Raw genomic sequence first — 18,735 nt, forward strand, 5'->3', positions numbered from 1 at the left:
CGTGGTCGGGGCGCGCCGCTTCGGTCAGCCGCCGTCGCGGGCGCTACGGATCATGTCCCGGACGCGGTCCAGCACCGCGACGGGCGGGCCGAGCAGCATGTTCTTGGCGGCGCTCTCGGTGCCGGGGTGCGGGCGCGTCGGGGCGATGGCCTCGGCGGCGCGGACCGCGGCGGCGAATCCCCTGAGCTGGGTGGGGCTGAACTGGTCCCTGAGCCGGTCGAACTCGTAGCGCTCCTCGGCGCGGGCGTGGCTCAGGACGTCCATGCGCAGCTTGTCGAGCGATTTCAGGAACGCCGGGTCGTCGGTGTCCATGCCGTGCAGCTCGGACAGCAGCTCCTTGGCGGCACGCTCCTCGGCGAGCCGGTCCGCCACGATCCCCTTCCCGCCGGGGAGCCGCCGGGCCACCGGGTGGACGATCTCCTCTTCGGCGGTCTCGTGCACGGCGAGCAGCCTGACCAGCTCCCGGAAGGCGTCCCGCCGCTCGGTGCCCGCGGAGTGCATGACCTCGTCGAACAGGTCCCGGATCCGGCCGTGCTGCGCGCGCAGCAGGTCGATGACGTCCTCGGTCTTCGCGGCGTCGGTCTTCGCGGCGTCGGTCTTCGCGGCGTCGGTCTTCGCGGCGTCGGTCTTCGCGGCGTCGGTCTTTCGGGCCTCGGTCTTCTCGGTGGCGGCCTTCTCGGTGTTGGCGGCTGTGGTCCGCATGAGCCCTCCTCGCTTCCACGCCGGCCCCCGGCGGGCGGTGCGGGCGTCCCGTACCCGGGGCCGCGGGGGTTAAGCGAGGCCGCCGGGGGCACCGGACCGGACGCGCCGTGCCGTTTACGGGGGCATCCCCGGGTACGTGGGGGAGATGGCGACAAGTGAGACCCGAACGTTCCTGGCGATCTACCTGAACGATCATCTGGCCGGGGCCGCAGCCGGGGTCGAACTGGCCCGGCGGACCGCGCACGCGCGCCGGAACTCGGCCGACGCGGAACGGCTGGAGCGGCTCGCCGAGGACATCGCGGCCGACCGGGGCGCCCTGCTGGCGATCCTGCGGTCGCTGGAGATGCCGGTCCGCCGGTACAAGAGCGTGGCGACGTGGGCGGCCGAGAAGGCGGCGCGGCTCAAGCTCAACGGACGGCTGCGCAGCCGCTCGCCGCTGAGCGACCTCGTGGAGCTGGAGGCGCTGCGCCTCGCGGTCGAGGGCAAGGCCGCCGGATGGCGCACCCTGCTCTCCCTCGTCGATCGCGAACCGGCGCTGGACGTCGAGAAGCTGCGCACTTTGCTGGAACGCGCCGAAGCCCAGATCACCGTCCTCGAAGAGCTCCGCGTGAAGACGGTCGAGGAGGTGTTCGGCGACAGGACCGTCCGCGCCGCCACCGTGACGACGCCTTAGCGGCGCCGCGGCGCCGGCCGGCAGGGCTCCTGGCCGCAACAGGTCACGCGGTGGATCCGAAGATCGTGCCACTAAATACTGGCATTTGATCATCCGCCGGTCGAGGAGCCACCGTGACACACCGCCCCGCGAACCCCTCCCTGTCCCGCCGCGCGTTCACCCTCGGCGGCGCCGCACTGCTCGGCGCCGCCGCCACCGGTTCGCTGACCGGCACCGCGCGCGCCGCCGCCCCGCCGCCGGGCGGATGGGCCGACGTGCCCGTCCCGCCGCTCTCGGGCCCGGCCCAGCTGTTCGGCATCGCCGCGCCGGACCCCTGGCACGTCATCGCCGGCGGCACCGAGAACGCGTTCCAGCCGGACGCCGCCGCCGTGCTGCTGCACCGGGGCCTGCGCGGCTGGACGCGGGCACCGCTGCCCGAAGGGCTGGCCGTCGTCAACGACGTCCGCGCCCGGCACTTCGCCGACGCGTGGGCCGTCGCCTCTGGCCCGGACGCCTCGGCGCGCACCGACCTGCTGCACTGGAACGGCCGCCGCTGGAGCACGGCCGCGGGCCCCGCCGACCAGCAGCTCTACGCGATCGAGCTGGACGGCACCGGCGCGCTGTGGGCGACCGGGACCGGCGCGGACGGCGCGACGGTGTCGGTGCGGCGGCACGACCAGTGGACGAACACGCTCACCCTGCCCGACTCCCCGGGGCTGAACGCCATCGCCGCCGGAAGCCCCCAGGACGTATGGGTCGGCGGGTTCGGCGAGTCGACCGGCCCGACCCCGCTGTGGCACTTCGACGGCACCGAGTGGACGCGCATGCCGTGGGGGACGACCTACGCCCACTGGATCCTGCAGATCGAGCACGTCGCCCCCGACGACGTCTGGTTCTACGCGCTGGAGCAGCACCCGCTGTTCCCGCCGCCGACTTTGCACCACTGGAACGGCTCCGAGTTCACCGTGCACCGGCTCCCGGGCCCGTCGGACCCGGCGGGCGGGGTGCGCCCGATGTCCGCGATCGGCTTCCTCGGCTCGATCGCCTCCGACGGGCGGGGCGGCGTGTGGGTCTCCACCCCGTACGACACGTCCCACCTGCTGCACTTCGACGGCGCGTCCTGGACCCGCGAGACCCCGCCCATCGGGGTGACCGCGTACGCGATGACCCGCGTGCCGTACACCACCACCGTCTGGGCCGGCACCCAGGTCGGCACGGTCTGGCGCCGGTCCGCCCATCCCCTCCCGAGCGACCCGCTCACCGGCACGAAGTAGGCGCTACTAGAGGGTCAGGGCCAGGTCGCGGCGGCGGAAGAGCCACAGGCCGGCAGCCGCCAGGCCAGGCCCAGCGGGCTGAGCAGGGCGCGCGGGGCGGTGGCCGGCCCGCGGCGGACCGGCAGCATCCCGGTGCCCACTACGTGGTCATGCAGGACCTCACCACGCTGGCGCACGACCGCACGTTCCAGCACTACATCGCGCTGATCCAGCGGGTCCACGACGCGTTCACCGGCCCGTACCCGGACGTCGCCGTCCGGGTCCGCACGGTGCAGATCTTCGCGATGCTCGGCGACCCGGTGTTCCTGTGCCGCGACGTCCCGATCGACCGGCTGCGCGCGGAGATCCTGGCCGGCGTGTGGACGCTGCTGGACGATCCCGCGACGTCCGGCCTGGTCACGCGGGACGAGCCGGAGCGGCCCGCGCCCCGGACCGGCGCCCGGCGGCCCGGCCGCCCCCGCGCGCTGGGCGAGGCGAAGGCCGAGGCCGCCCGCCGCATGTACGAGGAGGGCGACCGCACCGTCGGCGAGATCGCCGAGCGCCTCGGCGTCTCCCGCGCCACGCTCTACCGCCACCTGACCGGCCGCGCACCCTCCGCGTAGTTCTGAGACATTTACGAGACAGTTGTGAGAGGGTTTTCGAGACACTGCCGCCGGTGGTCAGCCGTCGTCCCGGGACGTGCCGTCGAGGTCTAGGAGGCGTCCCCAGATGGCCTGCGCGGCGTCCTGGTAGTCCCTGGTCAAGGCCACCAGGCGCTCGTGGGGCCCGGGGTCGCAGAGGTCCTCGGGGAGCAGGGGGTCGTGCAGGATCGTCGCGATCGCCCGGCTGCCGAGCAGGAGGGACTCGCGGGCGAACTCCTCCGGGGTGAGGGTGCCGAGGCGTTCCCGGCTCCGGGTGAGTTCCTCCGCCGTCCGGTCCAGCCCGGCGGCGAGGTCGGCCGCGTCCCAGAGGCGGCGCAGTTCCCGGTCGGTGTCCGGGTCGAGCCGGTCGATCGCGAACACGACGGCGTCCGGGGCCATGCCCGTGTCGCGGAGGGTCCGGCGCAGCGCGTCCACGCCGCCGCGGAGGTTGTCGGGCCGGACGTGCAGCGCGCCGCGCCAGGCGTGGAACCCGAGGAGCCGAACGGCCCGGTCGTGGTGGCGCAAGACCGCGCGGTCGGTGCGGGCGGTGGCGGAGTTCTCGACCGCGGCCCAGCGTCCCGTCCACGGCACGCGGGAGCGGTGGCGGGTCGTCCACTGCTCGACGTGCGGGTAGGTGCGCAGCCGGGCGGGCCGCGGGAGGTAGACGCCGCGGCCGGCCCGCTCCAGCACCCCCTCCTCGTGGAGGCGCTGCGCGGCCATCCGGATGCTCGGCGCGCTCAGCCCCACGATCTCCCCGGCCCGGCACAGCGCGGCGATCGAGAACCGGGCGCGCGGACGTGCCGTGACCAGGTCCAGCAGGAGCTTGCGGGCGGTCGGCTCCGACATTTGTAACGGCTCCTAGACATATTCTTCCAAGGTACGTTATATGTGTAGCGGTCGTTGGGGCAGGACGCGGAGGTGACGATGGCCGACGTGCGAGTCGAGAAGACGGGCACGACCACCACGATCTGGATGGACCGGCCCGACCGGCGCAACGCCGTCGACGGGCCGATGGCCGCCGAACTCCGCGAGGCCTTCGCGGCGTTCGAGGCCGACCCGGGACAGCGCGTGGCGGTGCTCGCCGGGGCCGGCGGGACGTTCTGCGCCGGAGCCGACCTTACTGCGGTGGGCGACCCCGCCCGCCGCAACGAACTCGATCCCGAAGGCGGCGGCAGCGGCCCCATGGGCCCGTCCCGGATGGCGCTCGGCAAGCCGCTCATCGCGGCGGTGAGCGGCTACGCCGTGGCGGGCGGCCTGGAGCTCGCCCTGCTCGCCGACCTGCGGATCGTGGAGCGCGACGCGGTGATGGGGGTCTTCTGCCGCCGCTGGGGCGTGCCGCTCATCGACGGCGGCACGGTCCGGCTGCCGAGGATCGTCGGCCTGGGCCGGGCCCTGGACCTGATCATGACCGGACGGCCCGTCGAGGCCGACGAGGCGCTCGCGATGGGCCTGGCCAACCGGGTCGTCGAGCCAGGGCAGGCGGTGGACGCCGCCCGGGAACTGGCCGAGCAGATCGCGGCCTTCCCGTTCGAGTGCGTCCTGACCGACCGCGCCTCGACCTACGCCGGCCTCGATCTTCCCCTCGCCGAGGCGCTGCGCGCGGAAGGGGCCGCGGGGGTCCCCGTCGTGGCGCGCGAGGGCGCGGCCGGCGCTTCCAGATTCGTGGCCGGCGAGGGCCGCCACGGACGTTTCACCGGAGAGGACACCGCATGAGTCCCACCACCCGTGAGCTGATCGTCCGGGGTGCGCGGCAGCACACCGGCCGGATCGCCTTGGTGTTCGGCGAGCAGGAGCTGACGTTCGGCGAGGTGGACGAGCTGAGCAACCGGCTCGCCCACGCGCTGGCCCGGGAGGGTGCGGGCCACCACCGGCGCGTCGGCCTCCTGGTGAACAACGGCCTGCTGAGCGTGCCGCTCGACTTCGCCTGCGTGAAGGGCGGGATCAACCGGGTGCCGCTCAACTCCCGGCTGTCGGTCGCCGAGCACGTCACCATGCTCACCGACACCCGCTGCGAGCTCGTGGTGTTCGGCGCCGACCTGACCGACCGGGCCCGCGAGCTCGCCGCCGCACTTCCCGACGTGACGTTCCTTGGCCTGGAGACCAGCCTGGACGGCGAACCGTCCCTCATGGAGCGGGCGAAGGGCGTCCCCACCACCCTGCCCGAGGTCGAGGTCAGTCCCGAGGACGTGATCCTGACCCTGTACACGTCCGGCACCACGGGCACGTTGAAGGCGGCCCAGCACACTCAGGCGTCCTACGCGGGGATCTGCCGGAACGTGCTGCTCAACCTCCTCCCGGCCACGCGCGACGACGTCATGCTGCACGCGGCGAGCCTCATCCACGCGAGCGGGGTGTTCGTGCTGCCGCTGTGGCTGCGCGGCGGCCGCACCGTGATCCTGCCCGGCTTCGCGCCGGAGCAGTTCCTCGACGCCGTCACCCGGCACGGGGCCACGGCGATCAACCTGGTGCCGACCATGATCCAGATGCTGGTCGAGCACCCGGCCTTCGCGACCACCGACGTCTCCGCGCTGCGCCGCGTCATCTACGGGGCGTCGCCGATGCCGCGTCCCGTCATCGAGCGCGCGATGGACGCCTGGGGCCGGGAGCGCTTCTGGCAGTACTACGGGCAGACCGAGATCCCGCTGTGCATCGCGGTGCTCCGCCCTGAGGACCACACCGGTGACCGGCTCGCCGCGTGCGGTCAGGTCGCCGCCGACATCGACCTCCGGCTGCTGGACGAGGACGGCCGCCCGGCCCGCCCCGGCGAGCCGGGCGAGATCGTGGTGCGCGGGCCGTCGGGGTGCGCCGGGTACTTCAACGCCCCGGAGCTGACGGCGGACACCTTCCGCGACGGCTGGGTCCACACCCGCGACGTCGGCGTCCTCGACGAGGACGGCTTCCTGTTCCTCAAGGACCGGACGTCCGACATGATCATCAGTGGCGGCTACAACGTCTACCCGCGCGAGGTCGAGGACGTCCTGCTGGAGCACCCGGCGGTGCGCGAGGCCGCGGTCGTCGGCACGCCCGACGAGCGCTGGGTGGAGGCGGTCACCGCCGTCGTCGTCCTCGCCGAGGGCGCCGCGCCCGATGACGACCTGCGCGAGCGGCTGATCGCGCACGTGACCGAGCGGGTGGCCTCCTACAAGAAGCCACGCAAGATCATCTTCGCGGACGCCGTCCCGAAGACCGCCGTGGGCAAGCTCGACCGCAAGACCCTGCGCGCGAAGTTCGCCGACACCGCGACCACGTCCTGACCCAGGCGGGCGGTACCCGTCGCGGCCTGATCTACTTGGAACCAGACGTCCTCCGTTCCAAGGGGTGAGGCCGGTGCCGCGCCGTCCATCGCGCAGACCGCTGGGCCAGCTGGAGGCCGAGGTCCTCGCGGCGCTGGCGGGCCTCGGCGGCTCCGCGCGCACGGCCGAGCTGGTCGAGCGGCTGGACGGCGAACCCGCCTACACCACGGTGAACACCATCCTGCACCGGCTGCACGAGAAGGGCCTCGTCTCCCGGACCCGGGCCGGGCGGCACTACCACTACCGGCTCGCCGTGGACGAGTCCGAGCTGGTGGCGGGCCGGATGCGCGACCACCTCCGGCACGCGAGCGACCCGGTGAGCGTGCTGAACCGGTTCGTCCGGACGCTCAGCAGCGAGGAGGCGCGCCACCTGCGCGAGATGCTCGAAGGCCCCGGAGACCGCGGGTGACCTGGTTCACCCTCGCGCCGCCGGCCGTCATGCTGGCGCTCGGCACGCTGCTCGGCCGGGCGCCGCTGCCGCTGCACCCGTCCTGGACGGCGCGGCTGCTGGCCACCACCTGCGCCATGACGGTGGTGACGGCGCTGGGCACCGGGGTCTTCATGTCGATCAACTACGCGGCGACGCTGGCGCCGGCCGCCGCCGCGCTGGTCCCCGAATGGACGCTGTTCGGGGACGACCGGCCGGTCCCGCACCCGGTGGGCGTGCCCGCCGCGCTGCTGACGGCCGCCGGGGCACTGGTCGCCGGGCGGACGGCCGCCCGCTGGGCGGCGGAGCTGCGGACCGCGCGGATCCAGGTCCGCGAGCCGCTGGAGACCGACGTCCCGATCGCCGTCGCGGTCCCGGGCCGGCACGGCGGCGTCCTGCTGTCGCGGGGGATGCTCCGCGGGTTCACGGCGGGCGAGCTCCACGTGGTGCTCCAGCACGAGACGTCGCACCTGCGGCACCGCCACCACCGGTACACGGCGTCCGGCGCCATGGCCGGGGCGCTCCTGCCGCCGCTGCGGCCGCTGAGCGAGCGGCTGCGGCTCGCGGTCGAGCGGTGGGCGGACGAGGACGCCGCCGAGGCCGTCGGGGACCGGGCGTTCGTCGCCCGCACGATCGCGAAGGCCGCCCTCGCGCACCCGCCCGCCGCGGGCCCGCCCGCCGCGTTCGCCGAGTCGGGGGTCGTGCGGCGCGTCGAGGCGCTGCTGGACTCGGCGCCGGACAGGAACACGGTGACGGGTCCGCTGCTGTTCATGGGCAACGGCTTCGTCACCAGTTCACTGACCGGCGCGACCCTCCACCTGGACCACGCCGCCGCGGCCTTCCTGCTGTACCTGCTGTCACTGCGCTGACGGCCGGGCGGGCGGCCGAGCGCACGCGGTCAGAGCTCGAACTCGGCGGGCGCCAGCCCCACGGCGAGGCACGCCTCCCGGACGACGGCCTTCTCGTTCTCGTCGAAGTTCCCGTCGGCGCCGCCGATGACGATGCCGATCTGGATGACGGCGCGGGCCTCGGCGGGCTTCTTCTTCACCTTGGCGATGTCCTGCAGCACGCTGATCTTGCCGAAGGCGAAGTCGGCGGTGAGCTTGTCGACGTAGCCGTTGAACCGCCGCTGCAGGTCGTCGGCCGGGAAGTTCTGCAGGACCTCGTTCGAGGCGATCAGCGACGCGGTCCGCTGCCGCTCGGCCGGATCGACCGAGCCGTCGGCGGCGGCGACCAGCGCGCACATCGCCATGCTCGCGTCCCGGAAGGCACCGCTCTTGAGGTCGTTCTTCTTCGCCATGAGCTGGGTCTGCATGTTCTGGCTGGACTCGCGAAGCTTGTCCCAGAACGCCATCGAAGATCTCCCTTGCTGCCGCCGTACCCGGACGCCTGACTTCTACAAATGTAATAGTAGGCCCCCGCCCGGCGGCGGCAAGGCGCCCGCCGGAGCGCGCCTGCCTCAGATCCTCGTGAAGCGGGCGGACTGGGTGTCGTCGTGGGCGTAGCCGAGGGTGTCGACGACGTCCACCACGCCGTCCACGCGGCCGACCAGCCGGACGACGATCGGGATGAGGCTCTTGGTCTCGACGCGGCCGGTGAGATGGACGACGCCGTTCTCGACCCGGACGCCGAGCATGTCGGGGTCGTGCCAGAGCTGCTTGATCAGGACGTCCTTGACGACCTCGTCGCGGATCTCCGCGTCGAGACGCCGGAACACGCGCAGCAGGTCGCGGCGGGCCACGATGCCGGCGAGGCGGCCGTCCCCGCCGACGACGGGCAGGGCCCTGAACCCGTGCGCGGTCAGCAGCCGGGCGGCCTCGGCGGTCGGGGCGTCCGGGGCGACGCTGACGGCCGGGGCGGTCATCAGCCCGCGGGCGTCGACGGCCGCGGCCTTGGCCTCGGCCTGCGCGTCGCGCCGCAGCAGGGCCCGCAGCGCCCGGCGGCCGCTGTCGCCCGCCTTGTACTCCTCCTTGTGCAGCAGGTCCGACTCGGTGACGATGCCGGCGACGCCGCCCGCGTCGTCCAGGACGGGCAGCGCGCTGATGCGGTGCTCGGCCAGTACCTCGGCGATCTCGGCGAACGGGGTCTGCGGGGTCACCGTCACCACGTCCCTGGTCATCACGTCCTGGACAGTGCGGCGCTTCATGGTCTCCTCCTCGTGCTCGTCCTCGGGCTCAGGGAGGACACCGTGCAAGGCCCGTAACCCGTATCGGCGCCGCTCCCCGAGCCACTTCCAGCCTCCCGCGCGCGCGGGTGCGCGGATCAGAGCCGGCGGTCCCCGAACCTCGGGACCTTCGGCCTTTTCCGCGCGCCCGAACCGGCGCGGACGGGACGAGGAGCCCCGCGGTCAGCGGTAGTCGTTCTCCTTCAGCTCGACGACCCAGGCGCGGCGCTCGGCGATCTTGCCGTCGCGCATGACGAACACCTCCGCCATGGACATGCGCATCTCGCCGCCCGCGGCCCGCCGCACCGTCCCGGTCATCTCGGCCATGACGACGTCGTCCTGCTCGACCATGCGCACGACCTCCAGGTGCGGCGGGTTGAGCAGCTCCGGCGGCCCGTCGATGGCCTTGTCGTAGGCGTCCTTGCCGGTCAGGTGGAACCCGCCGAAGACGGTCCACTCGATGTCGTCGGTCAGGCAGGACAGGATCTGCGCGTGGTCGTTCTTGCGGAAGCCGTCCAGGTAGGTGGTGACGGTCTCGGTATTGCGTGACATGTCCGCTCCTTCGGATCGCGTGCCGTCCATCCGGAGCCGCCGCGCGAACCGGCGGCCCCGGATAGGTCGGAGCACCCGAAGCGTTCTCGACATCCCGCCGCGAAGAATCCAGCCCGGGGCGGTCACGCGGGCGAGGGCCTCGCGGCCGTCAGCGCGGGCGGCGGCGGTAGTCGAGGTCGGCGTAGTCGGGGTGCTTGGCCATCCAGCCCTGGACGAAGGGGCAGGTCGGCAGCACCGGGAGCCCCTGGGTGCGGACGTCGTCGAGGGCCGCGCGCACCAGCCGTCCGCCGAGGCCCTGCCCCTCGTACTCCGGATCGATCTCCGTATGGGTGAAGACGATCAGGTCCTTCGCCTTCTGGTAGGCGGCGAAGCCGAGCACGGCGCCGTCCCGGACGATCTCGTACCGGCTGCGTTCGGAAGCGTCGACGACCCTGTCGCCTGCCCTGCCGTCGCCTGCCCTGCCGTCGCCTGCCCTGCCGTCGCCTGCTCCGCTGTCGTCACTGGTCATGGCCGACGCTCACCTCCACGGGTACGACCGTACCGACCGGACGCTCATCGCGACAGCTCGCGCCCCTCCGCGCGGCCCGCGCCCGGCCGGTCGCGGTGCTCGCGCAGCCGGGCGGTCAGCTCGGCGGAGAACTGCTCGGCGTCCGACAGGCGGGCGCGGATCTTCGCGCACCGCTCCTCGACCAGCGAGCGGTAGACGGCGAGGCGCTTGACGAGGTCGTCGCGGGCGGGCTCGCCGGTGCCGGGGTGCTGGAGGCGGTCCAGGACGTCCAGCAGGTCGCGCATCTCTTCGAGGGTGAAGCCGAGCGGCTTCATGCGCTTGACGACCAGGAGGCGCGCGACGTCCTCGTCGGTGTAGAGGCGGAACCCGCCGCGGGTGCGGGCCGTGGGGAGGGCGACGCCGACCTCCTCGTAGTGGCGGATGGTGCGCAGGCTCAGGCCGGTCCGGTCGGCGACCTCGCCGATCCGCATGTGCCTGCCGTCCATCGGGTGCCTCCTCACGCCGCCCGGCCCGGGGCGAGCCGTCCCTAATCTTACGTAAGGGGAGAGTTCGGGGCTGTGCGGGCGACGTACACGGTGTTGGCCGAGGTGCCGCCCTGGACGGCGTTGGGGAACTCGACGACGTGCGCCGCGGCCTCGGCGAAGGCGCTGCCGAGCACGGCGGTGAAGTCGTCGTCGGGCGGGTCGTTCGACCACAGCGCGAAGACGCCGCCGGGGTGCAGGCGGGCGGCGAGCCGGCTCAGCGCTTCCTGCCGGTAGAACGCCTCGTGGGCCGGGTTGAGGACGTGGCTCGGCGAGTGGTCGATGTCCAGCAGCACCGCGTGGAAGCGGCCTTCGGACTCCTCCGCGGCCATGGCGAAGAAGTCGCCGTGGACCAACTGGCAGCGGTCGTCCCCGGCCAGCCGCTCCCCGAGCGGGACGAGCTTCGCCCGGTGCCACTCGATCACCTCGGCGAGCGTCTCGACCACGACCAGCGAGCGCACCCTGGGGTCGTCCAGGACGGCGCCGGCGGTGTAGCCGAGCCCGAGGCCCCCGACGACGACGTCGAGCTCGCCGCCGTCCACCGCGGCCAGGCCGAGCCGGGCGAGTTCGACCTCGCCGGCCGTCCACAGGCTGGACATGAGGAAGTCGTCATCGAGCTTGATCTCGTAGACGTCGACGCGGAGCGCGGGGTCCCGGCGCCGCCGCAGGCTGATGGCGCCCATCGGCGTCAGACGCCAGTCGAGCTCTTCGAACAACGCGCCCATGCGTTCCGTCCCCGTGGTCGGTGGCGGCCGGCGACCCGCGGCCTCGCGCCAAAGTACCCTAACGTGACGTCAGATCGGTCGGCCCACGTCGACCACGGGAGGGGGGCCGCGGTGAGCGGTGGCACGGGCACGGCGCCGGACGTGGCGGCGGAGGCGGCGCGGCGGCGGACGTTCGCGGTGATCAGTCACCCGGACGCGGGCAAGTCCACGCTGACCGAGGCGCTGGCCCTGCACGCGGCGGCGATCGAGCAGGCCGGGGCGGTGCACGGCAAGTCGGGGCGGCGCGGGGTGCGGTCCGACTGGATGGACATGGAGCGGGCGCGCGGGATCTCCATCACCTCGTCGGTGCTGCGGTTCGAGTACGGCGAGGTGCTCCTCAACCTGCTGGACACCCCGGGGCACGCGGACTTTTCCGAGGACACCTACCGGGTGCTGGCCGCGGTGGACGGCGCGATCATGCTGCTGGACTCGGCCCGCGGCCTGGAGGCGCAGACGCTCAAGCTGTTCGACGTCTGCCGGCACCGCGGCATCCCGGTGATCACGTTCGTCAACAAGTGGGACCGGCCCGGCCGCGAACCCCTGGAGCTGCTGGACGAGGTCGAGCAGCGCATCGGCCTGCGCCCGGCGCCGCTGAACTGGCCGGTCGGCGTCGCGGGGGACTTCCGCGGGCTGATCGAGCGCGACGGCGGCGCGTTCACCCGGTTCCGGCGCACCCCGGGCGGGGCCACCCGCGCGATCGCCGAGCACGTCCCCGCCGAGCAGGCCGCCGAGGAGGAGGGCGAGGCGTGGAGCACCGCGGTGGAGGAGCTGGCGCTGCTGGACGAGATCGGCGCCGCCCTCGACCCCGACGCCTTCGCGGCCGGGACGGCCACGCCGGTGCTGTTCGGGGCGGCGCTGCCGAACTTCGGTGTGAGCGCGCTGCTGGACACGGTGTGCCGGCTGGCCCCGGCGCCGTCCGCGCGCGTCGACGACACCGGAACCGAGCGCCCGGTGGCGGCGCCGTTCGCCGGGCAGGTGTTCAAGGTGCAGGCCGGGATGGACAGGGCGCACCGCGACCGGCTGGCCTTCGTCCGGGTCTGCTCGGGGCGCTTCGAGCGGGGCATGTCGCTGACGCACGCCCGGACCGGGCGCCCGCTGGCGACGAAGTACGCCCAGACGGTGTTCGGCCGCGACCGCTCGACCCTGGACGCCGCCTACCCCGGTGACGTGATCGGCCTGCCGAACGCCGCGGGCCTCACCGTGGGCGACACCCTCTACGTCAGGACCCCGGTGGTCTTCCCCCCGATCCCGGCGTTCGCCCCCGAGCACTTCATGGTGGCGCGGGCCACCGACAACAGCCGCGCCAAGCAGTTCCGCCGCGGCATCGACCAGCTCGACGGCGAGGGCGTCGTCCAGGTGCTGCGCAGCGACCTGCGCGGCGACCAGGCACCGGTGCTGGCCGCCGTCGGGCCCCTGCAGTTCGACGTGGTCACCGCCCGGATGGCCGAGGAGTTCGGCGCGCCCGTGGAGCTGACCCGGCTCGACTACAGCACCGCCCGCGTCACCGACAAGGAGTCCGCCGAGACCCTGAGCGGCCGGCGCGGCGTCGAGGTCCTCACCCGCTCCCTGGACGGCGCGCTCATCGCGGTGTTCGTGGACAAGTGGCGGCTCCGCGCCCTCGAACGCGAGCACCCCGGCATCACCCTCACCCGCATGCTCGCCGCGGGCGTCGCCGACTGACTCGTCCCACCGGTCATGCCGCCGCGCAAGACGGGGGCGGCGGGGCGTTGCGTGCGCGCTGAAAAGGGCAGAAGGGCCGTGTGGGAGTGGTCGGCCGCCTGGACGCCTACCAGCGGCGGCATCGCTGGGCGGGCCTGCCGCTGGCGGTCGTGTACAAGTTCGTGGACGACCAGGGCACGTACCTCACGGCGATGATCACCTACTACGGGTTCGTGTCGCTGTTCCCGCTGCTGCTGCTGTTCGTCACCGTGCTGGGCTTCGTGCTGGAGGGCAACCCCGGGCTGCAGCAGCGCGCACTGGATTCGGCGCTCGCGCAGATCCCGGTCATCGGGGACCAGATCGGCGCGAACATCGGGTCCTTCCGCGGCAACGAACTGGCGCTCGCCGCGGGCGTCGTGGGCAGCGTGTACGGCGCCTTGGGCGTCGTGCAGGCCGCGCAGAACGCCCTGAACAAGATGTGGGGGGTGCCGCGCGACTCCCGTCCGAACCCGGTCCTCGCCAGGGTGCGCAGCCTGGCGCTGCTGGCGGTCGGCGGCGTGGTGCTCCTGGGGACGGCGCTGCTGTCGGGGATCATCACGTCCAGCGGCGCCTTCGGTACCGGGGTGCGGGCGATGGCCATCGCGGCGGCGATCGCGATGAACGTCGTGCTGTTCACGGTGACGTTCCGGATGCTGACCGCCCGGCCGCTCACCATCGCGCAGGTGCGGACGGGGGCGATCGTCGCGGCGCTCGTCTGGCAGCTGCTGCAGTGGGCGGGCACCTTCCTGTTCGGTCACTGGCTCCAGGGCGCCAGCGCGACCTACGGCTTGTTCGGCATCGTGCTCGGCCTGCTGACGTGGATCTATCTGGGCGCGCTCACCTTCGTGCTGAGCGCCGAGATCAACGTCGTCCGGGAGCGGCGGCTGTGGCCCCGCAGCCTCCTGACGCCCTTCACCGACAAGGTCGAGCTGACCTCCGCGGACCGGCGCGCCTACACCTCCTACGCCGAGACCGAGCGCCACAAGGGCTTCGAGAACGTCGACGTCGACTTCGACCCGCCCCCGCGCGACGACCCGGACTGACACCCCGGACTGACACCCCGGGACGGCACCGCCGATCCAGGGCCGTCCGGTCTCGGGGAGGAGTGGACGGCCCTGGGCCACACCGGCGCAGCCCCCGAAGTGACCGGCCATCGGCAGTTTCCCGCCGACGACCCGATTGCGGACACAGGCGATCCATGCACACGCCATCACCTGCGCCGATGACCGCCCGGCCGGCAGGCGAAATATCCGTTCCGCACCGTTCACTCCGCTCATGACCTCCGCGCCGAGCTCGCCGCCTGACCGCCCCGCCCGGGCCCGGAGGCCGGCTCGGTCAGACCTGGCGTTCGTGGACGTAGCACCATCGCCAGGTGGGCCCCGATCCCACCGTGGCGGTGATCGGATGGTCGGTCTCCCGGTAATGCGCTCTCGCGTGCCGGTGCGGCGAGTCGTCGGAGCACGCCACCCAACCGCAGGTCAAACAGACCCGGAGGGCCTTCCAGCCTGCTCTCAGCGCTTCGCACACCCGGCAGCCGCGCGAGCGGGGCTCGACGGGAGTCAGCCCGTCCGCATGCTCGCAACGCGGTGCCGATCCGTTCGGGCTGATGGGCGCGCTCGCGGCCATGATGTGGACGCTCCTCCGGTGGTTCATCGTGAGTGCCGCTTACAGTTGACCTCCGATTCGAGCGGGCCGTGACGAGCGATTCGAGCTTGCTTGATCAGTTGGGGCGATGGCCGCCCGTGGTCCGGAGGAACCGTCTGGAGCGCGCCGCGATGTAGGCTCGGCAGGCAGGTCTCACCGTTCCCCTTGTAAGGCGAAGATGTGGAACTGCGCCAGCTCCGCTATTTCGTCGCCGTTTCCGAGGAGCTCAACTTCGGTCGCGCGGCGGCCCGCGAGCACATCGTCCAGTCGGCGCTGAGCCAGCAGATCCAGCGGCTGGAGCGGGCGCTGGGCGTGCGCCTGCTGGAGCGCACCACCCACTACGTCGCGCTGACCCCGGCGGGAGCGGCCTTCCTCGTCGAGGCCCGGCGGATCCTCGCGCTCGTGGAGCGCGCCGCCCAGGTGGCCCGGACCGCCGAAGGCGTATCGCCGGCGTTGCGGGTGGGCGTCATCGACGCCAGCTACGACTCGATGCCGCAGATCCTGCACGAAGCTCAGGCGCTCTTCCCGGACCTGGTGATCCACCAGGTGGAGGTCGGTGTCCCCGAGCAGTACCAGCAACTCGTCGCCGGGCGTCTCGATATCGGCATCGGACGCGCGGTCCTGGCGCCGAGGGGCATCGCCTCTTACCTGTTCCGCCGGGATCGTCTCGGGGTCCTGGTCCCCCGGGGCCATCGGTTCGCGGCGCTGGACGCGGTGCCCGCCGAGGCGCTGGCCCGCGAGCCCCTGCTGCTGGCCGAGGAGATGAAGGCCCCGGAGTTCAACCAGTTCACCGTCGAGATGTGCCGTGCCGCGGGCTTCACCCCGACCGTGTACGAGGGGACCGTGGACAGCGTCCACGCCGCATCAAGCCTCGTCGACCAGGGCCGCTGCCTGTACTGCGTCCCCTCATCCTGCATCTCGGCGCTGCCGGGGACCCTCTGGCGGCCGCTCACCGAACCCGTGTCCTTCTACCCCTGGTCGCTCCTGTGGCGCGCGACCGACGACTCCGACCATGTGCGCACAGTCGTGGCCTGCGCCCGGAACATGTCCGAGCGGCTCGGCTGGCTGACCGCCGCGGACCATACAACCGGCTGACCGCGGTCCGGTGAATCCCCTGCGGCGCAGCGTCGTCGGCGGGTTCAGGCGCGGCCCGGACGGTAGGGGGCGAGCTCCGGCGCCGCGTCTCCGCGGATCTCCCGCTCGATCAGCAGCGCGAGATGCGGGCCGAGCGTGATGCCGCTGTGCGTCACCGCGGTGTACAGGCCGGGGCGCTGGAGGCCGATGAGCGGATACCCGTCCACGGGCAGCGGCCGAGTGCACCGCCGGACCCCGGCGACGCCCGCCCTCAGCTTCGGGACGAGGGCGCGCGCACGAGCGAGGAGCTCGGCGCCGACCGTCCGCATCAGCGCGGGGGAGGCCGCCTCGTCGACCCCGGCGTCCAGGTCCCCGGCCTCCAGGACGAGCCCCCCGTCCGGCGCGGGCCGGGCGGAGAGACCGGGGGCGTGGACGAGGCCGTTGATGGCGCCCTCGGCCGCCGTGGTGGTGGCGACGAGACAGGGCGCGGGCGAGCCGGGTTCGGACGGGTCGACCAGCGGAAGGGCGGCGTCGGCCGTGGCGAGGAGCGCGGGACTGTGCCGCCCCGCCGCGCAGATCGTGAGGTCGGCGTCCAGATCCCTGCCGTCGTCCAGCCGCACACCGGTCACGCGGTCACCGCCGGTGTTGAGGCCGACCGCGCGACGCCCCGTGACGATCTCGGCTCCCGCGTCCCCCGCCCGCCGGACCAGAGCCTGTGCCACGGCGCCGCCGTGCACGTAGCCCTCATCGGGATAGTGCGCGATGAGCGCGTCCTGCGGAGCCCGGACCCGCGGCTCCAGCTCCCTCAGCCGCCCGATGTCGATCAGCTCGGCGGCGTAGCCCAGCTCGCCGAGGCGCGCGACCCGGTCCGCCAGCTCGGCCTTCGCGTCCTCGGTGACCGCCCACGTCGTGTTGCCCGCCTCCCGGTACCAGGCCGGGTCACCGAACCCGGCGGCCAGCTCCCGCCAGGTCGACATCGCCGCGGTCCGCAACCGGTGGTAGGCGGGATCAGCGGGATCGTTGGCGTTGACCCATGCGTAGCTGGTGCCCGAGGTCCCGGCGCCGGGCGCGTCCTCCTCGACCACGACGACCTCGTCCTGCGAACGCGCGGCGAGCCGGTCCGCCAGGGCGGCACCGATGATCCCCGCACCCACGACCACTATCCGCATGCCCTCAGAATGACAGCCGCTCCCACACGTGGCGAGACACGCAAGACGGACACCTGTGCGTGATCTACGAAAGCTACGGTGACGCGGGTGTCCATCGTCATACCGGTCATCGCCGCGGCTTCGACGGGGCTCGCCGGGGGCTTCCTGCTCCGGCCCGCCTTGGATCGAGTGCTGCGGCGCCGCCCCTCGCTCCGGTCGTTCCGCCGCGAGCTGACCGGCCCGCGCCCCGGCCTGGCCTTCTACGTCATCCCGCCCGGCCTGGGCGACACCGACGAGATCGTGGCCGAGCTGACCGCCGGACGCCGCCCCCGCCTCTGCCTGATCGGCAGGCTGTGCGGCCCCCTGCCGTACGACGAGGGCGTCGTGCACGACAACGTGCTGCAGCGCGGAGCCCTGTGGGTCGCCCGCGGCCTCCTGATGTTCGACCCGCGCGGCGACGCGGAGATGAGCGTCCTGGAAGCGCCCTACGGCGTGGACGCACGAGAACCGATGCGCACCGAGGCGGGCAGGCAGGTCCTCACCCTCGACCTGGGCGACGGCGTCCTGGTCTTCGAACCCGCCCCCGACACCGACCTGGAACACGCCTGGAGCCGGATCCGCTCCGTCCTGGAGGAGACCACCCCCTGACCGGGCGCCCCGGCCGGCCGGGGAAGCCGATCTGAAGCCGGGATGAAGCCGGTCCGGGGTTCACTCTCATCCGCTGCCTTGCTCGCCGGGGTCGGGCAGGGTGACGAGTGAATGGAGAGTGGTATGGCGCGAAATGCCTCCAGACCGGGTCTCAAGCGGGCGGCGATGATGCTCGCCGCTACGGGTGCCCTCGGGGCCTCGGTCATCGCCGCCGCGCCGGCGCAGGCCGCGCCGGTTCAGCAGGCGGCGGCGCCGCAGGCGTCGGTGCAGCAGGCCGCGGCGCAGCAGGCGGTGGGGAAGCGGGCGGCGGATCGGATCGTCTGGGTCTATGTGTGGGCCACCAATGTGAACGTTCGCAGGGGCAACACCGGGGCGTGCACCGACTATCCGTCCACGGGCAACTGCCCGATCATCATCCGGAAGGTCTCCAAGCAGGAGATCGGTGTGTACTGCCAGAAGCGGGGGCAGATGGTCTCCGACTCGGGGTACTCCAGCGAGTGGTGGTCGTACACCTACAACGGTGGTGACCAGCCCAGCGGCTTTGTGAGCAACGTCTACATCCGCGGGAAGGCCCACCTCGACGGGGTGCCCGACTGCGCGTGGTGAGCGGTCAGGACTGGGCTTCCAGGGTGAAGGCCAGGAGGGCGGCGGCGAAGTCGCCGGGGGCCCGCAGGTGCGGCTGGCCGGGGAGGCCGGGGAGGACGACCAGGCGCGCGTCGCGGGCCAGGTCGAGGGCGAGGGCGTCCTTGGGGGCGAGCCTGTCGAACTCGGCGTTGAGGAGGAGGACGGGGACGTCCGCCGCCGCGAGGGCGTCCGAGGGGTCGAAGCGGAACGCCGCCTGGTAGCCCCACTCGTAGCGGTCCGCCACGCGCATCAGTTCGACCACGGCGAGGTGGAGGAGGTCGCGGGGGACGTCCGGGCCCCAGCTCCGCAGGTAGCGTTCGACGGCCCAGCCGAACTGGGAGCCCTTGCCGTCGAGGGGGGCTTCGGGCGTCCATCCCGAGAGGAAGCCGGCCCGCTCTTCCGGGGTGAACAGCGGGACGCCG

At 73.1% G+C, this 18,735-nt stretch carries 23 protein-coding genes; 12 read left to right on the plus strand and 11 right to left on the minus strand.

Annotation, left to right across the window (positions count from 1 at the left end):
• Window positions 1–24 precede the first annotated feature (24 nt).
• Window positions 25–702, minus strand: a complete 678-nt coding sequence (locus IEZ03_RS19775) for a hemerythrin domain-containing protein (protein WP_184880132.1) — start codon at window positions 700–702, stop codon at window positions 25–27.
• Window positions 703–847: 145 nt separating this feature from the next.
• Here IEZ03_RS19775 and IEZ03_RS19780 point away from each other — a divergent pair, with 145 nt between their 5' ends.
• The 3 genes from IEZ03_RS19780 to IEZ03_RS19790 all read left to right on the plus strand — a co-directional run bounded on the left by IEZ03_RS19780 (window position 848) and on the right by IEZ03_RS19790 (window position 3,230).
• On the plus strand, window positions 848–1,375 hold the full coding sequence (locus tag IEZ03_RS19780) for a hypothetical protein (protein ID WP_184880134.1): 528 nt from the start codon (window positions 848–850) through the stop codon (window positions 1,373–1,375).
• A gap of 113 nt (window positions 1,376–1,488) precedes the next feature.
• Complete coding sequence (locus IEZ03_RS19785) at window positions 1,489–2,628, plus strand: hypothetical protein (protein ID WP_184880136.1); 1,140 nt, start codon at window positions 1,489–1,491, stop codon at window positions 2,626–2,628.
• 149 nt (window positions 2,629–2,777) lie between these two features.
• Window positions 2,778–3,230 (plus strand): helix-turn-helix domain-containing protein, encoded by a 453-nt coding sequence (locus tag IEZ03_RS19790; protein WP_184880138.1) that lies wholly within the window; start codon window positions 2,778–2,780, stop codon window positions 3,228–3,230.
• A 57-nt stretch (window positions 3,231–3,287) separates the two neighbouring features.
• Here the strand turns inward: IEZ03_RS19790 and IEZ03_RS19795 are convergent, their stop codons facing one another.
• On the minus strand, window positions 3,288–4,094 hold the full coding sequence (locus IEZ03_RS19795; protein WP_184880139.1) for a hypothetical protein: 807 nt from the start codon (window positions 4,092–4,094) through the stop codon (window positions 3,288–3,290).
• A gap of 78 nt (window positions 4,095–4,172) precedes the next feature.
• Here IEZ03_RS19795 and IEZ03_RS19800 point away from each other — a divergent pair, with 78 nt between their 5' ends.
• From IEZ03_RS19800 to IEZ03_RS19815, 4 genes are all read left to right on the plus strand, one after another.
• Complete coding sequence (locus IEZ03_RS19800; RefSeq protein WP_184880141.1) at window positions 4,173–4,961, plus strand: crotonase/enoyl-CoA hydratase family protein; 789 nt, start codon at window positions 4,173–4,175, stop codon at window positions 4,959–4,961.
• Window positions 4,958–6,502 (plus strand): AMP-binding protein, encoded by a 1,545-nt coding sequence (locus IEZ03_RS19805; RefSeq protein WP_184880143.1) that lies wholly within the window; start codon window positions 4,958–4,960, stop codon window positions 6,500–6,502. Before IEZ03_RS19800 ends, IEZ03_RS19805 begins: the two co-directional genes overlap by 4 nt.
• A 73-nt stretch (window positions 6,503–6,575) precedes the next feature.
• On the plus strand, window positions 6,576–6,950 hold the full coding sequence (locus IEZ03_RS19810) for a BlaI/MecI/CopY family transcriptional regulator (RefSeq protein ID WP_184880145.1): 375 nt from the start codon (window positions 6,576–6,578) through the stop codon (window positions 6,948–6,950).
• Window positions 6,947–7,837, plus strand: a complete 891-nt coding sequence (locus IEZ03_RS19815) for a M56 family metallopeptidase (RefSeq protein WP_184880147.1) — start codon at window positions 6,947–6,949, stop codon at window positions 7,835–7,837. Before IEZ03_RS19810 ends, IEZ03_RS19815 begins: the two co-directional genes overlap by 4 nt.
• A gap of 29 nt (window positions 7,838–7,866) precedes the next feature.
• Here the strand turns inward: IEZ03_RS19815 and IEZ03_RS19820 are convergent, their stop codons facing one another.
• The 6 genes from IEZ03_RS19820 to IEZ03_RS19845 all read right to left on the minus strand — a co-directional run bounded on the left by IEZ03_RS19820 (window position 7,867) and on the right by IEZ03_RS19845 (window position 11,438).
• Window positions 7,867–8,322: a tellurite resistance TerB family protein gene (locus IEZ03_RS19820; protein ID WP_184880149.1), complete on the minus strand. Its 456-nt coding sequence runs from the start codon at window positions 8,320–8,322 to the stop codon at window positions 7,867–7,869.
• A gap of 105 nt (window positions 8,323–8,427) precedes the next feature.
• Window positions 8,428–9,114, minus strand: a complete 687-nt coding sequence (locus tag IEZ03_RS19825; protein ID WP_184880151.1) for a CBS domain-containing protein — start codon at window positions 9,112–9,114, stop codon at window positions 8,428–8,430.
• A gap of 201 nt (window positions 9,115–9,315) precedes the next feature.
• Complete coding sequence (locus IEZ03_RS19830; RefSeq protein WP_229808422.1) at window positions 9,316–9,684, minus strand: nuclear transport factor 2 family protein; 369 nt, start codon at window positions 9,682–9,684, stop codon at window positions 9,316–9,318.
• 148 nt (window positions 9,685–9,832) lie between these two features.
• Complete coding sequence (locus IEZ03_RS19835) at window positions 9,833–10,192, minus strand: GNAT family N-acetyltransferase (protein ID WP_184880155.1); 360 nt, start codon at window positions 10,190–10,192, stop codon at window positions 9,833–9,835.
• A 44-nt stretch (window positions 10,193–10,236) separates the two neighbouring features.
• Window positions 10,237–10,677, minus strand: coding sequence for a MerR family transcriptional regulator (locus IEZ03_RS19840; protein ID WP_184880157.1), 441 nt, complete (start codon window positions 10,675–10,677; stop codon window positions 10,237–10,239).
• Between the two features lie 47 nt (window positions 10,678–10,724).
• Window positions 10,725–11,438 carry a spermidine synthase family protein gene (locus IEZ03_RS19845; protein ID WP_184880159.1) on the minus strand — a complete coding sequence of 238 codons (714 nt, stop codon included), beginning with the start codon at window positions 11,436–11,438 and terminating at the stop codon, window positions 10,725–10,727.
• Window positions 11,439–11,549: 111 nt separating this feature from the next.
• Between IEZ03_RS19845 and IEZ03_RS19850 the strand changes: the two genes are divergently transcribed.
• Window positions 11,550–13,157, plus strand: coding sequence for a peptide chain release factor 3 (locus IEZ03_RS19850; protein WP_184880161.1), 1,608 nt, complete (start codon window positions 11,550–11,552; stop codon window positions 13,155–13,157).
• 80 nt (window positions 13,158–13,237) lie between these two features.
• Window positions 13,238–14,218, plus strand: a complete 981-nt coding sequence (locus IEZ03_RS19855; protein WP_184880163.1) for a YihY/virulence factor BrkB family protein — start codon at window positions 13,238–13,240, stop codon at window positions 14,216–14,218.
• Window positions 14,219–14,510: 292 nt separating this feature from the next.
• Here the strand turns inward: IEZ03_RS19855 and IEZ03_RS19860 are convergent, their stop codons facing one another.
• A complete protein-coding gene (locus IEZ03_RS19860; RefSeq protein ID WP_308427987.1) occupies window positions 14,511–14,828 on the minus strand; it encodes a UBP-type zinc finger domain-containing protein in 318 nt (105 codons plus the stop codon).
• Between the two features lie 171 nt (window positions 14,829–14,999).
• Here IEZ03_RS19860 and IEZ03_RS19865 point away from each other — a divergent pair, with 171 nt between their 5' ends.
• A complete protein-coding gene (locus IEZ03_RS19865; protein WP_184880167.1) occupies window positions 15,000–15,914 on the plus strand; it encodes a LysR family transcriptional regulator in 915 nt (304 codons plus the stop codon).
• Between the two features lie 44 nt (window positions 15,915–15,958).
• On the opposite strand, the gene IEZ03_RS19870 is transcribed toward IEZ03_RS19865, so the two are convergent.
• Window positions 15,959–17,062, minus strand: a complete 1,104-nt coding sequence (locus IEZ03_RS19870; RefSeq protein WP_184880169.1) for an NAD(P)/FAD-dependent oxidoreductase — start codon at window positions 17,060–17,062, stop codon at window positions 15,959–15,961.
• Window positions 17,063–17,149: 87 nt separating this feature from the next.
• Between IEZ03_RS19870 and IEZ03_RS19875 the strand changes: the two genes are divergently transcribed.
• The gene (locus IEZ03_RS19875; RefSeq protein WP_184880171.1) at window positions 17,150–17,689 is read left to right on the plus strand and encodes a hypothetical protein; all 540 of its coding nucleotides are present in this window, start codon (window positions 17,150–17,152) and stop codon (window positions 17,687–17,689) included.
• 123 nt (window positions 17,690–17,812) lie between these two features.
• A complete protein-coding gene (locus IEZ03_RS19880; protein ID WP_184880173.1) occupies window positions 17,813–18,295 on the plus strand; it encodes a hypothetical protein in 483 nt (160 codons plus the stop codon).
• Between the two features lie 4 nt (window positions 18,296–18,299).
• On the opposite strand, the gene IEZ03_RS19885 is transcribed toward IEZ03_RS19880, so the two are convergent.
• Window positions 18,300–18,563, minus strand: a complete 264-nt coding sequence (locus IEZ03_RS19885) for an alpha/beta fold hydrolase (RefSeq protein WP_184880175.1) — start codon at window positions 18,561–18,563, stop codon at window positions 18,300–18,302.
• Between the last annotated feature and the right edge of the window lie 172 nt (window positions 18,564–18,735).

Source organism: Actinomadura livida (assembly GCF_014648675.1).
Taxonomy (GTDB): Bacteria; Actinomycetota; Actinomycetes; order Streptosporangiales; family Streptosporangiaceae; genus Spirillospora; species Spirillospora livida.